We start from the raw sequence: 12,697 nt of genomic DNA, 5'->3' as shown, positions 1-12,697 counted from the left end.
TTCGTATTTTAAAATATAGGAAAGAAAATGTGTCGTAAAAGAAAAGCGATGTATCTTGGTATAAAGATTTGGCGATAGCTAAGTTTTTCTAAAACAAGCTTAAACTTTATCGCCCGCTAAAAGTGAAGCGATAAGTCAAGCTTTTCAATAGAAAAATAACTTCAAAAATGAAAGGAGAGACGATAATGGAAGCGATAAAGTTAACGAACGTAGCAAAGACTTACCGCAAGCATAAGGCTGTTCAGGATATTTCATTAGAAGTGAGAAAGGGAGAGCTATTTGGATTCCTTGGTCCAAATGGAGCTGGGAAAACGACAACGATTAAGATGTTAACTGGATTGTTAGAGCCCTCCAGCGGTATAGCGCGAATTGTTGGAATTGATATTTGGAAAAATCCGCTTGAAGCAAAGAAACATATCGCTTATGTGCCTGACCAGCCTAATATTTATCCGAAGTTGACGGGGTGGGATTATCTTGAATTTATTGCCTCGGTATACCGCATGCCAAAAAGCGATTTCCAAGTTGAAGCGAAGAAGCTATTAGAGATGTTTGGTCTAACGGAACGTGCAAATGATTTAATTGAAAGCTACTCTCACGGAATGAAGCAAAAGATTGCTATGTGTGGTGCCTTCGTACACCGCCCTGACGTGTTGTTTTTAGATGAGCCGACAGTTGGTTTAGACCCGAAAAGTGCTAGAGCGTTGAAAAATCTATTACGCCAACGATGCGATCAAGGCATGACGGCATTTTTATCCACACATATATTGGAGATCGCTGAGCAAATGTGTGATCGTATCGGTATAATATTTGAAGGTAATATAATAGCTTTAGGAACGATGGAAGAATTGAGAAGCAGAGGCGAATATGCCAATAAGAGTTTAGAGGATATTTTCCTAGAGTTAACAGGTGGGGAGGATCATCAGAAAGTTATTCAAGGATTAACAAATCAAGGTGACAGCCAATGATGAGCGTCTTACTAGCTAATCAATGGAAAATATTTATGAATACGATGAAATCACAACCGACTAAAACATACGCTGTTTATGTTATTAGCTTCTTAGTAATTGGTTTTTTCATCGCTTGGATAACGAAGGGTGTTATTCAAATTAGTGGTTCATTAACGGGGGCTGTTTTTGAAGGAGTACTTGCATATGGCATGTTAGCAATGATTGGTTTTCTTATACTGTTTGGCTTACCGCAAGTATTTAAGCAATTATATGCAGCAACAGACTTAAATTTATTGTTCACGATGCCGATTCCAACAACCTATATTTTTTGGACCAAATATTTGCAAAGCCTTGCAGGTACACCACTTATGTTATGTATCTGCGTTATCGTTCCGTTGTTTACTTATGGAGCAACAGTTGGGGTAAGTCTATTATTTTATCCAGTTACGCTTCTTGTCTTGCTCGCAGTGATGATGATCGGGTTATCCGTTGCTTATTTAATCAATTTGCTATTAATTCAAATTATCCCGGGTAGTCGAGCGAATGAGTTTATGACTGTGATGAGTATGTTTTCTGGTTTATTTGTCTATTTGCTTATTATGTTGCCAGACATGTTGTCAGAGCGTTCGCTGTCGGAATTAATGTTAGCTGGGCTGCCATTATTTCCGGATTGGGTTCCGCTTACATGGGCAAGCAGAGCTGTATCGGAAGCAAGCATAGGGTCGTTTTCTTTTGTATTACCTTTAGGTTTGACTCTAGCATTGGCTATCATTTCGGTTTTAATCGCTTCTGTTTTTGTTGAAAAAGGATTTCGTACAGGTTGGATTAAATTAAGTGAAGGTGGAGGAAAAAGGAAGAAGAAAGAGACGTTTAAAACATCTGCGGCTGAACCCCACCATCCAATCATTGCCGTCGGTAAAAAAGAATGGTATGTAATGAAGCGTGATTTGAGGGAATGGCTCGTGTTTATGCCGCTACTTTTCTTCTTTGTTGGTTATCTATTTGCTGTTATAGCTGGGGGTGGAAGTTTAAGCGAATTTCGCGGATCTGCGGAAATAACATGGCCAATTGCGCAAGTTTTACTTTTGCTTCTTTATGCGATGTTGAATGGTCAAATAGCCAGTTCTTCTATAGCTAGAGAAGGGAAAAATCTTTGGATCTTGCAAATCCTTCCTTTGTCAGGTCGAGAAATAGCAATAGGGAAATTATGGATTAGTTGGCTTATACCATTTGTTGTATTGACCGTGGTGGAGATTATACTCGGTGTGTTACTAGGATGGTCTTTGTTGCCATTTGTTGGAGGTATTGCTTTAAAAGCTGTATTATCCATTGGTATTAGCGGCATCGGCTTATGGTTTGGTGCAATTGGAGCAAAATATAATCCAGAAAATCCACAGAATCGTTTAAAGTTTGGCACTGCGCTCATTTTATTTGTCGCTTCCTATATGTATCTATTTTTAGCGCTTATACCATACGTTCTATTATTACTTCCTATAGAAGCAAAAGCATTTATTCAGGAAATAGCAAGCGACAATACCGGTGTCGTAAACGTGGTAGCAAACTTTGTTCATACGGTGTTAATATGGAAAGAGGCGAGTCCGATTCTAGTCACGATGGCAGGTATTGTAGTAATGGTCGTTGTTTCTGGAGGAGTTGGAGCAATTTTTACATCTCTTAGCGCTCGTAGGATGGAGCGAGGAATAGAAATTGAGATGGTTCAACAGTCAAAATCCATACCAAAGCTATAACAAGAAAGAGGGCAGATCTTGGTGCCGCACCCCAAAAGTTAGAGTGAAAATCTGACTTTTGGGGTGTTTTTATATGGCTAAATATAGTTATGAATTTAAATTGATGATTGTAAAAGAATATCTTGAAAATTCCTTGGGCTATGGATTGCTAGCGAAAAAACATGGTATTCCAAGCCAATCACCAATTGAGAGGTGGGTTCGTGCTTATAAAGAATTTGGTGAGGACGGGCTACGCAGGAAGCATTCTAAACAAGTTTATCCTGTTCAATTTAAGTTAGATGTATTAAACTTTATGAAAAGGACAGGCGCTTCTTATCAAGATACCGCGATTGTTTTTAAGATGAACAATCCCACATTAATTGCGAACTGGTACAGAATTTTCTGGAATGAAGGTATAGAGGGCCTGCAAGATAAATCGAAAGGACGGCCTCCTATGTCTAAAAATCATAAAGCGAAACCAGCGAAACAAGAAAAAGAGTTATCTCGTGAAGAACTGTTAGAACGCGAAAATGAACTTCTGCGCTTAGAGAATGCCTATTTAAAAAAGTTAAAAGCTTTTCAGGAGAATCCGAACGCCTTCCTCGAAAAGCACAAGCAGCGTTGGCGTTCGAACTCAAAGAAGAAGGATTCAAATTAAAAGATGTGTTAGAAATTGTGGGTATTCCAGAGGCGACTTATCATTACCATATGAAGCAATTACAGAAAGAAGATCCAGATAAAGAGTGGAAAGAAATCATCCTTGAGCTTTTTCAAAAGCACGAGGGTAAATACGGATATCGTCGTATTTATTTAGAGTTAAAAAGCCAAGGTTATGTAATAAATCATAAAAAAGTCCAGCGAATTATGAATGAAATGGGTTTAAGGTGCGTGAAATTCACACGTAAATCTCGCTATAAATCGTATAAAGGTAAGGTTGGAAAAGTGGCTAAAAATCGCTTGAACCGTAGATTTAATACATCCATTCGCCTTCAAAAACTAGTGACAGACGTGACTGAGTTTAAATGTACCGAAGATCAAAAACTGTATTTAAGTCCAATAATGGATTTATATAATGGTGAAATTATATCCTATGGTATTTCTAACAGTCCAACATTAGATTTCGTTATAGCACCGTTAAATCAAGCACTAAAAATTATTAAAAATGAAGCTGAATATCGAACAACGATTCATTCTGATCAAGGTTGGCACTATCAACATAACAAGGATGAAAACATTAAAGAAAAACAAAATCTTTCAAAGTATGTCTAGAAAAGCAACATGTGCGGATAATGCGGCAAAGGAAAATTTTTTTGGCGTTCTAAAGCAAGAAATGTATTATGGGGAAAAAATAGTGTCTTATGAAGAGCTAAAGCGAAAAATTGAGGATTACATTGATTACTACAATAATGAACGTATAAAGTTAAAATTGGCTGGTTTAAGTCCAGTACAATACCGAACTCAAACCAGCCAAACAGCTGCATAATAAAAACTCTAACTTTGTGGGGTCACCACCCTTGTATGCTCTCTTTCTCTTTTTGCACTGTAAAATAAAATGTAAAGGATTATAGCTTGAGGGAAATTACATATTTTTCTATAAAACGTGGCAATCAGCCGAATGTCTCAAATACTATAGGAATGCTAAATTATGTCCAGTTTGCTCTCTATAGTCACTGCCTTTTTTGCTTATTTTCTAACATGTTTGCTTTATATTGATCTCCCCATTTTTTCATTTGCGTAATAATGGGTTCTAATGTTGTACCAAATTCTGTCATAGCGTATTCAACACGTGGAGGCACTTCTGGAAACACTGTACGACTGATGACACCGTCTTGTTCTAACTCACTTAATTGCAAGGATAGCATCCGTTGGGTTATACCTGGAATGAAGCGACGTAATTCGTTGAAACGCTTTTTACCATCTAGCAAATGATATAAGATGACACCTTTCCATTTTCCGCCAATAACATCTAACGTGGCTTCTACTGGACAGCCTTCAGGACACCCGTATCCACTTTTTCTGTTTCTCATCTTTACCCACCACCTAATTCGGATTTTAATTTCAAGGGGAAAAACCCCGTGCGTATACTCTCGTTATTTAGTTTCTAAAAGCATGTTTTTCACACGAAAAGGTTATAGTATAAAAAAGCAACAACTTTTTTCTATAATATCCGCTTTTAAAGCATCATATATGTCGGCTAGTGATAAGGTATAAAATTAGCACATATATTTGGATAAGACTAACAGCCTTTGAAGGAAAGCACCTTATAAAAACATGCATAGGTTACATTAATGTTACTATACAACATTTATGTGCCTTCTTACATTATTTTGCGTTTACTCTTATACTATAGTAAACCATAAAGTTTAAGGTTATACGACAAGTATTTCTTATTCTAAAATAAAAACCCAAGGAGATGATTGATATGAAAGCAGTGGGCTTGCTAGAGTATTTACCAATTGAGCGAGAAGATAGTTTATTTGATTTTAAAGCAACGAAACCGACAGCAACAGGAAAAGATTTGTTAGTTAAAATAAACGCTATTTCCATTAATCCAGTAGACGTGAAGGTGCGTGCGCCCAAAGAAAAGAAAGAAGAGACACCGAAAGTATTAGGCTGGGATGCGAGTGGCGTCGTTGTCGAAGTTGGGGAAGATTGTGAACTATTCCAACCTGGCGATGAAGTGTTTTATGCTGGTGCAATTAATAGACCCGGTACGTATAGCGAGTATCATCTTGTGGACGAGCGAATTGTTGGGAAGAAGCCGACATCATTATCTTTTGCTGAAGCTGCTGCAATGCCGTTAACGACGATAACTGCTTGGGAAGCATTATTCGAACGACTAGCTATTCATCCAGAAAATAAACAGGAAAATAATGCTATGAGCATTTTAATCATTGGCGGAGCTGGTGGCGTAGGATCAATAGCAATTCAACTTGCAAAATGGGCGGGGTTAGAAGTCATTGCTACTGCTTCCAGATCAGAAACAGAAAATTGGGTAAAGCAGCTCGGTGCAGATCATATCATAAACCATTATGAACCGTTAAAAGAACAATTAGCCACGAAGCAGTTACTTGAAGTAGATTATATCCTATGTCTAAATAATACAGATCAACATTGGGAAGCGATGGGCGAAGTGATTAAACCTCAAGGCAAGATATGTTCCATTGTGGAAAATGAACAGCCGCTTGATTTAAATGTGCTTAAAAGTAAAAGTGCTACTTTTGTATGGGAGTTTATGTTCACCAAATCGTTATACACAACGCCAGATATAATGAACCAACATGTTTTATTAAATAAAGCGAGTGAAATGATGGACCAAAATGTGATTAAAACAACGTTGCAAGAAAAATTATCCCCAATTTGTGCAGAGACGTTGCGAAAAGCACATGCGAAAGTAGAATCAGGAAAAATGATTGGGAAATTAGTCGTTGAAGGGTTTGCAGACTAATAAGATAGAAACGGGCTTGGCGATGAAGCCAAGCCTCTATAAAAATTATTAGGAAATCGTATGATTTTTTCACGATAGGATCTGCAAAAACGTCATTTTAAGGAAGGCATTCATTCTTAACTTTAACGTTTTTAGCCAAGAAGTCTCCATCTTCAAGCGTGTGAAGGGTGAAATCCCAGCGGTAAGGTGGAGATGAATTGGCTTTCGGTCAAGTACGTCTTTAGACGTGCTAATTGACCGAACGCATGTTACCATAAGAGCATGAAGTGTTCTTTGAAAACTGGATATATGAGGTTGCATGGAGAAACTAATAATGCGAAAACCAAGCGAATCCTTCCATGCGTAAAATATCCAAGGTACGAAAGAAACTCCGATTCGTCGGACATCTAGGGCAGGAACTTCCCGAAGTAACGCTCATGGAGACGAAAGGTTGCTTTCGTCGTGGAAATGAGAAGCTCCCACTTCAAGCGAAGCTAAGTGGTGAGTAGTTCACACATGTGTGTTTACGCCTCCGCTGCTTCTAATAGCTTTACAATGTTATGGAATCCCTTATTTTTCGCGTGCTCTAACGGAGTTACGCCATCTTTGTCTGCAATGGTTACATCTGCACCGTATTTAATAAGTAATTGAATAATTTCTTGGTGGGCTTTACCGCCGTCACTAAGTACAACTGCTTCCATTAATGCCGTCCAATGTAGATTGTTAATATGGTTAACATCCGTATCTGAGTTGGTGAGCAATTCTTTTACTACATCCACATGCCCCCGTTCTGCTGCAGGAATCAGCGCTGTTCCACCAAAGCGGTTTGTAAGTGATGTGTCCGCGTTTGCTTCTAACGCTAATTTTACAATATCTAATAAGCCTTCTGCACCTGCATAAAGTAGTACATTATCCAACCGATTGTCCTGCTTGTTTATGTCTGCCCCTTTCTCAATGAGCAATCTGACTGTTTCTACTTCATTGCTATATGTGGCAGCAAGTACAGCTGTTGTTCCTTGATCGTCGGTTGCATTTATACTTGCGCCTTCATGAAGCAATTGCTTTACTTTTGCTTTTTCTCCTCGTTCCGCAGCTTGAATTAGCTCTTGATTCAAAGCGCTCTCCTCCTTACTATTCATTTGTTTGTTATCTGCATTTGGTGCATGATTGTTCTCGCATCCAACCATGGAAAGCAAGATAACCGATAGTAGTACTAAAAAGAACCGTAATGGCATACCGTTCAACCGACCTCCTAATACATCAAGTTTATCTCATGTTGATGTCGCTCTGTATGTCATAGAATGTGGAAGTGAAGTATAAGGAAAATTGAAAAGGGTATTGTTTTCTATTTAACCTTGCTAAAAGTTTATCATGAAATCAATTATCAGAAAATGAATTTTTTTCTACTTTCGCTTGTGTTATAGTGAGTGCAAAGATGAGTAATTCCAAATAAAGTTAAAGGAGAATAGAAAGATGAAGGTTCGACCATTACGAGTGAATGAAGCGCCACCGTTCGATTTATTATTAGAAGCAGATCCGGAAATAGATCTGGTAAAAGCATATCTTCCTAGGGGGGATTGTTATATTGCAGAAGTTCAAGAAAAAAGAATCGGTGTATATGTTTTACTTCCAACTAGACCGAGTACCGCTGAGTTGGTGAATATATCTGTAGCGAAATCTGAGCAGGGAAAAGGATATGGTAAGAAACTTGTTGCGGATGCTATTCAAAAAGCGAAAGAAAAGCGATATAAAACATTGGAAATTGGTACAGGTAATTCGAGTATCAATCAGTTAGCTCTGTACCAAAAATGTGGTTTTCGAATAACTGGCGTAGACAAAGATTTTTTTGTACGTCATTATTCTGAACCTATTTTTGAAAATGGCATTCCGTGTGTTGATATGGTACGTTTATCTATGGATCTTGTATAAAGGAACATAGCCATAGAACTTGATGCCATATTTGTGTAACTATTATGAAGAAGTAGGCTCTAAACATGTATTAGGATGACAATGGAGGTGCAGGAAATGGATATGTTTATGGAACGCGCGGTAGAGTTAGCACTGTCAAATGTGAAGCATGGTGGACAGCCGTTTGGTGCGGTATTGGTCAAAGATGGGGAAGTGGTTGCTGAGGGGGTAAATGAGCTTCACCACACCTATGATATTAGTGCTCATGCGGAACTCGTAGCGATTCGACAAGCGCAGCAAAAATTACAAACGAATGACTTGTCCGGTTACACGATGTATGCAAGTGGTGAGCCTTGCCCCATGTGTTTAACAGCAATGTATTTTGCATCCATTGACAAGGTGTATTACTGTGCATCGGTTGAAGATGCGGCGGAAGTAGGCTTAACAACTTCGGAAAAAATATATGAAGACTTGCAAAAACCGAAGGCAGAACGTTCATTACCTACCGTTCAAATGCCGCTACGTGAAGGGCAAGAGGATCCGATGAAGCTTTGGGAAGCGGGGAACAGATAACATCGTTCTATTAGAGTGCTACCATTTAAAGCATGTTTTTCATATACATACATTTTGCGTGTGTGTGAACATATATTTCGTCCTATGTATAGCCGCTCATTAAAGGTTCTCTGTATCTACAAGAATGGCGTTACCAAAGAAATATTTGCAACTATAAAAACTGTAAGTTGCAAATATTTCTTATCTTAATCTCACTCTGTTATACTTTTAAAAACATCTATTATTTGTTGAAAGTCCTTTTCCATAGCATCTTGAGCATAGCGTGATATCTCGGAAAATAAAACGGCATCATGATTATTCATACAATTTTTAGTTGCATCGGCGCCTACTTTAGCTCCATAAGTATAATAATTAATCTTTTTTACGCCATTTTTAATAGATAGTTTATATTCTTTTGAACTTAGACCAGATCCACCATGCATTACTAACGGTAAGTTAGTTAACTTTGCAATTTCTTTGATTCTTTTATAATCTAAATTTGGTTTATGTCTATAGAATCCATGAACTGTGCCAAATGAAGCTGCAAGTGCGTCTATGTTTGTTTCTTTCACAAATTTATATGCTAACTGTGGGTCTGTATAATTATCTTCTTCGTTAACTTCTTGTGTGTGTTCGCCTATTTCATTTCCTATCATAATTCCTAATTCACCTTCTACACTTGCTCCAAATGCATTTGCTAACCTTACTGCCTCTCTCGTTTTTTGTACATTTTCTTCATAAGGTAATCTTGAGCCATCATACATGATGGATGAAAAGCCGAGCTGCAAACCTTTTTCTAAATAATCTATAGATTCCCCATGGTCAATATGCGCACAAATTGGTATGGTTGCATGTTTGGCTAGTGTGATCATAGCAGGTCCAATTGTTTCTATCTGATTAATGTACTCATGGCTTTGGGCATGCTGTATGATAATAGGAGTAGTATTTTTCTCTGCTGCGTTTATTGCAGCAACTAAACTTTCAAATGTTGGTGTGTTTATTGCGGCAACACCACAGTTTCTTTTTTCTGCTATCTCCATGACTTCATTTAACGTAACTAACATGAAATCTAATCTCCTTTAATATGGGGTGAATGAATACAGCTTTATTACTAGGCAGTTGCTCAAATACGGTTCAATTGTGTAGCAATATTCATTGACCAATAATTTGAACCTTACATTGCCTATTTCTCACTCTATTTTGGTCCCAGTCTACAAAATAAATGTAACCTACTTTACCAATTTGCAGCTCCTTGTTTTCGATGATAAAGGTCTCACTGGAGCCGATGAAGGTCCCTTTAATATGTGCCTCCGTATTTAATAGAGATCTTTTATCTGGTACTAAATCTGTTCCTTCTGTACGCATTTTTTCTTTTGGCAGTTCTACGCCGAATTTGGTATGTTCAGGTCCAGGGTGGTAATACTGTCCCTCAGATAGGCATCTAGGTACCACTTTTTCTAAAACATTATTTAAATCAACTTGAAGGTATTCATCACCTGCGTAGTTTTTATCATGCGAATATTCTTCAAAGAAAACAGAACAAGTTGTATGCGGTGAAGCCACTACGCATAAACCATCTTTCACTGCACTTTGTTCAACAATTTCTCTGATTCTTTCCGTAATATCATGATAAGATACCCGATTTCCTGCTGAAGTAATGGTTAACGTTTGGTTATAAATAATCATTTTTTGTTCCTCCGTTTCAAATAAAGCAACTTATCATTTCTTCTAATTTAGTTTCCCAGTTGGGTGCATTAATAATGCCGCTTGTTCCACCAGTGCCGTCTGCTCCTTCTTGCAGAACCTTTCTTACGTCTTCTCCCGTACTTACACCTGCTGCTTGTAAAACTAATATCTCTGAATGAATCTCTTTAATTGCAGTTGTAGTTTCCTTTCGATAAGATGATGCACTCGTTGCCCCACTTCCAATTAATTCCGTTGGCTCACAAATAATCATATGAGGTTCTAATTCTGCAACTGCTTTACATTGTTTTACGGTGTCAGCACAAGCAATTGTTATTATGCCTAATTCGTTAGCTCTTCGAATCGTTTTATCCAGTTCGGATAACGTGAGAGGATTCTCTGCATGATTTAAGACAACCGCTTTTACTCCCTTGTTTTTTAAAGCATCAGGTAGAACATGTCCCATGCCTCTTCCTGGAACTAAATAATCCATGTGTTGAGCGGTAACGATTACATGTTTGGTTTCTTCGATTACCTGTTGCAAATCTATTAATTGACCTGTAAAAAAAACGTCGACAGCATATTTTTCTGCTAAGCTATCTGTAATTTTTGCCAGTTTTAACAAATCACTTCCGTAAAGATAGGATTTAGGATTTACAATAAAAACGGGTTTTTTATATTGATAGGTAAACATGTAAACAATTCCTTTCTACTTTTCAAAAATTGGTGTAAAACAGGTTATTTGGTCAGTTTTTCTTTTAATTGAAGAAACACTTCCTCTTTCCTTACACCAGTCAATAAAGGTACTCCATTAATTACCTTCTCTTTTAGATTATCAGGAACAATGGTTGTGCTTATTACTACATCATAATTATCTAGGTTATTTACTTCGTCTGAGATTTTACTTTGGAATAAAGTTACTTGATTATCTAATTGGTTATCCTGAAGCCATTCTTTTATTTTCCCTGTAACAACAGTTGATGTAGCAACACCAGTTCCACATATAATTAGTAGTTTCTTTTTCATTTCAATTCCTCCAGTAGTTAAAGATATTTTTTCTAATTACATAATTACACGTTGTGCAATAGCTGATATTTTTTTTATTTCTTTCTGGCTTGCCTCTTACCTTGGTAAATCAATGCGCACAATACAACAATAAAAACGAAGCCTATTCCTAACCAAGCTAAATTTTCTGCTAGACCACCAAATAAAATAGTTGTCCATGCACCACCATCACTTAATACGCTAATAGAGGAATTTCCTCCTAAGTCGAAATTGGATGCTATTGCAGACTTGGTTATTAAAGGAGCTGCCCAAGATGCAACATAAAGTGCTGTGGCGATGTATATTGCTCCTCCTATTACGGTACGAAGTATGTCTCCTCGAAATACAGCAGCCATTAAACAAATCATAAAAGGAACGGTAGCTAAATCTCCTAAAGGTAGTACCGTATTTCCTGGTAAAATAACTGCTAGTAGAAGTGCGATTGGCACTAGTAATAGAGAAGCAGATAAAACAGATGATTGTCCCACAGCTAATGCACTATCCATTCCGATAAATAATTCTTTACCAGGAAACCTTTTCTGAACCCAACTACTTGCGGCTTCAGAGATAGGGGTAAGCCCTTCCATTAATAAGGAAACCATTCTTGGCATCAACAACATCACAGCACCTGTTGCAACACCTAGGTTTAAAGTGTTATTCAAATCATAACTAGCTAATAATCCGATAATTACTCCAATGATAAATCCTAAAACTGTTGTATCTCCGAAAACTCCAAATCTTTTCTGTACGGATTCAGCGCTAATATTTATCTTATTTAAACCAGGTATTCGATCAAAAACCCAGTTTAATGGTAGAGCTAAAAGAAAACCTGGTGTAGAAGCCCCATGTGGGAATGACATATTTGGTAGCTGATAGTATTCTTCAACATACTTTGCGCTTTTATCTGCCAAGAAGTAGAGAAGCATGGAATGTGTAATCATCGTAAAAACACCTAAAGCAAAGTTTGCTGTTGCTGCATACACGATAGATCCTGAAAATGCGATGTGCCAAAAGTTCCAAATATCTACATTTAATGTTCTTGTTAATCCAAATACGAGTAAAATAACATTTACTAAGATCCCTACAACGATTGCCATACTACCCAAAAGGGTGCCGTATGCAATTGCCGATGCTGCGGGCCATCCTACATCAATTGTTTGGAGGGATAGATTGTAATTATCAACCATTGCTTCAGCAGCTGGACCTAAATTATTCGTTAAAAGACCAATTACTAAGTTCAATCCGATAAAGCCAATTCCAATGGTTAAAGCAGATTTAAAAGCCTTCCCTGGCTTTATTCCTAAAATCAAACCAAATACGAAGAAAATAACGGGGAGCATGACACTGGCTCCTAAATCAACAAACCATTGCATGACCTCTTGAAAGACTTGCATGGGAAATCCTCCTTT

14 protein-coding genes and 1 pseudogene are annotated in these 12,697 nt (G+C 37.6%); 8 read left to right on the top strand and 7 right to left on the bottom strand.

Features of this window, described 5'->3' with window-relative positions:
- Positions 1 to 185 precede the first annotated feature (185 nt).
- The 5 genes and pseudogenes from D9780_RS15875 to D9780_RS15855 all read left to right on the top strand — a co-directional run bounded on the left by D9780_RS15875 (position 186) and on the right by D9780_RS15855 (position 4,157).
- Positions 186 to 965, top strand: coding sequence for an ABC transporter ATP-binding protein (locus tag D9780_RS15875; protein ID WP_205601091.1), 780 nt, complete (start codon positions 186 to 188; stop codon positions 963 to 965).
- Positions 962 to 2,695, top strand: a complete 1,734-nt coding sequence (locus D9780_RS15870; RefSeq protein ID WP_121640765.1) for a putative ABC transporter permease subunit — start codon at positions 962 to 964, stop codon at positions 2,693 to 2,695. The genes D9780_RS15875 and D9780_RS15870 overlap by 4 nt, the downstream gene beginning before the upstream one ends.
- Before the next feature lie 73 nt (positions 2,696 to 2,768).
- Positions 2,769 to 3,332 (top strand): helix-turn-helix domain-containing protein, encoded by a 564-nt coding sequence (locus D9780_RS15865; RefSeq protein WP_077701823.1) that lies wholly within the window; start codon positions 2,769 to 2,771, stop codon positions 3,330 to 3,332.
- A pseudogene (locus D9780_RS15860) lies at positions 3,293 to 3,943 on the top strand (IS3 family transposase); the annotation flags it as partial. The gene D9780_RS15865 and the pseudogene D9780_RS15860, both read left to right, overlap by 40 nt.
- On the top strand, positions 3,900 to 4,157 hold the full coding sequence (locus D9780_RS15855) for an IS3 family transposase (RefSeq protein WP_240458709.1): 258 nt from the start codon (positions 3,900 to 3,902) through the stop codon (positions 4,155 to 4,157). The pseudogene D9780_RS15860 and the gene D9780_RS15855, both read left to right, overlap by 44 nt.
- Before the next feature lie 184 nt (positions 4,158 to 4,341).
- Here the strand turns inward: D9780_RS15855 and D9780_RS15850 are convergent, their stop codons facing one another.
- Positions 4,342 to 4,701 carry a winged helix-turn-helix transcriptional regulator gene (locus tag D9780_RS15850; RefSeq protein ID WP_121640762.1) on the bottom strand — a complete coding sequence of 120 codons (360 nt, stop codon included), beginning with the start codon at positions 4,699 to 4,701 and terminating at the stop codon, positions 4,342 to 4,344.
- A 395-nt stretch (positions 4,702 to 5,096) separates the two neighbouring features.
- Here D9780_RS15850 and D9780_RS15845 point away from each other — a divergent pair, with 395 nt between their 5' ends.
- On the top strand, positions 5,097 to 6,122 hold the full coding sequence (locus tag D9780_RS15845; protein ID WP_121640761.1) for a zinc-binding alcohol dehydrogenase family protein: 1,026 nt from the start codon (positions 5,097 to 5,099) through the stop codon (positions 6,120 to 6,122).
- Between the two features lie 503 nt (positions 6,123 to 6,625).
- Here D9780_RS15845 and D9780_RS15840 read toward each other — a convergent pair.
- On the bottom strand, positions 6,626 to 7,216 hold the full coding sequence (locus D9780_RS15840) for an ankyrin repeat domain-containing protein (protein WP_073007199.1): 591 nt from the start codon (positions 7,214 to 7,216) through the stop codon (positions 6,626 to 6,628).
- A 358-nt stretch (positions 7,217 to 7,574) separates the two neighbouring features.
- On the opposite strand from D9780_RS15840, the gene D9780_RS15835 reads away from it, so the two are divergent.
- Complete coding sequence (locus D9780_RS15835) at positions 7,575 to 8,030, top strand: GNAT family N-acetyltransferase (protein WP_121640760.1); 456 nt, start codon at positions 7,575 to 7,577, stop codon at positions 8,028 to 8,030.
- 96 nt (positions 8,031 to 8,126) lie between these two features.
- The gene (locus D9780_RS15830) at positions 8,127 to 8,582 is read left to right on the top strand and encodes a nucleoside deaminase (RefSeq protein ID WP_121640759.1); all 456 of its coding nucleotides are present in this window, start codon (positions 8,127 to 8,129) and stop codon (positions 8,580 to 8,582) included.
- 191 nt (positions 8,583 to 8,773) lie between these two features.
- Here D9780_RS15830 and D9780_RS15825 read toward each other — a convergent pair whose 3' ends face one another.
- The 5 genes from D9780_RS15825 to D9780_RS15805 all read right to left on the bottom strand — a co-directional run bounded on the left by D9780_RS15825 (position 8,774) and on the right by D9780_RS15805 (position 12,682).
- A complete protein-coding gene (locus tag D9780_RS15825; protein WP_121640758.1) occupies positions 8,774 to 9,625 on the bottom strand; it encodes a class II fructose-bisphosphate aldolase in 852 nt (283 codons plus the stop codon).
- An 88-nt stretch (positions 9,626 to 9,713) separates the two neighbouring features.
- Entirely contained in the window at positions 9,714 to 10,247 is a 534-nt protein-coding gene (locus tag D9780_RS15820) for a YjbQ family protein (protein WP_121640757.1), read from the bottom strand.
- Between the two features lie 16 nt (positions 10,248 to 10,263).
- On the bottom strand, positions 10,264 to 10,938 hold the full coding sequence (locus D9780_RS15815; RefSeq protein WP_121640756.1) for a triose-phosphate isomerase: 675 nt from the start codon (positions 10,936 to 10,938) through the stop codon (positions 10,264 to 10,266).
- A 44-nt stretch (positions 10,939 to 10,982) separates the two neighbouring features.
- The gene (locus D9780_RS15810; protein WP_077702395.1) at positions 10,983 to 11,270 is read right to left on the bottom strand and encodes a PTS sugar transporter subunit IIB; all 288 of its coding nucleotides are present in this window, start codon (positions 11,268 to 11,270) and stop codon (positions 10,983 to 10,985) included.
- 74 nt (positions 11,271 to 11,344) lie between these two features.
- On the bottom strand, positions 11,345 to 12,682 hold the full coding sequence (locus D9780_RS15805) for a PTS galactitol transporter subunit IIC (RefSeq protein WP_205601090.1): 1,338 nt from the start codon (positions 12,680 to 12,682) through the stop codon (positions 11,345 to 11,347).
- Between the last annotated feature and the right edge of the window lie 15 nt (positions 12,683 to 12,697).

This window comes from Virgibacillus sp. Bac330 (assembly GCF_003667845.1).
Lineage (GTDB): Bacteria > Bacillota > Bacilli > Bacillales > Amphibacillaceae > Virgibacillus > Virgibacillus chiguensis.
This window is presented reverse-complemented; position numbering and strand designations above follow the sequence as displayed.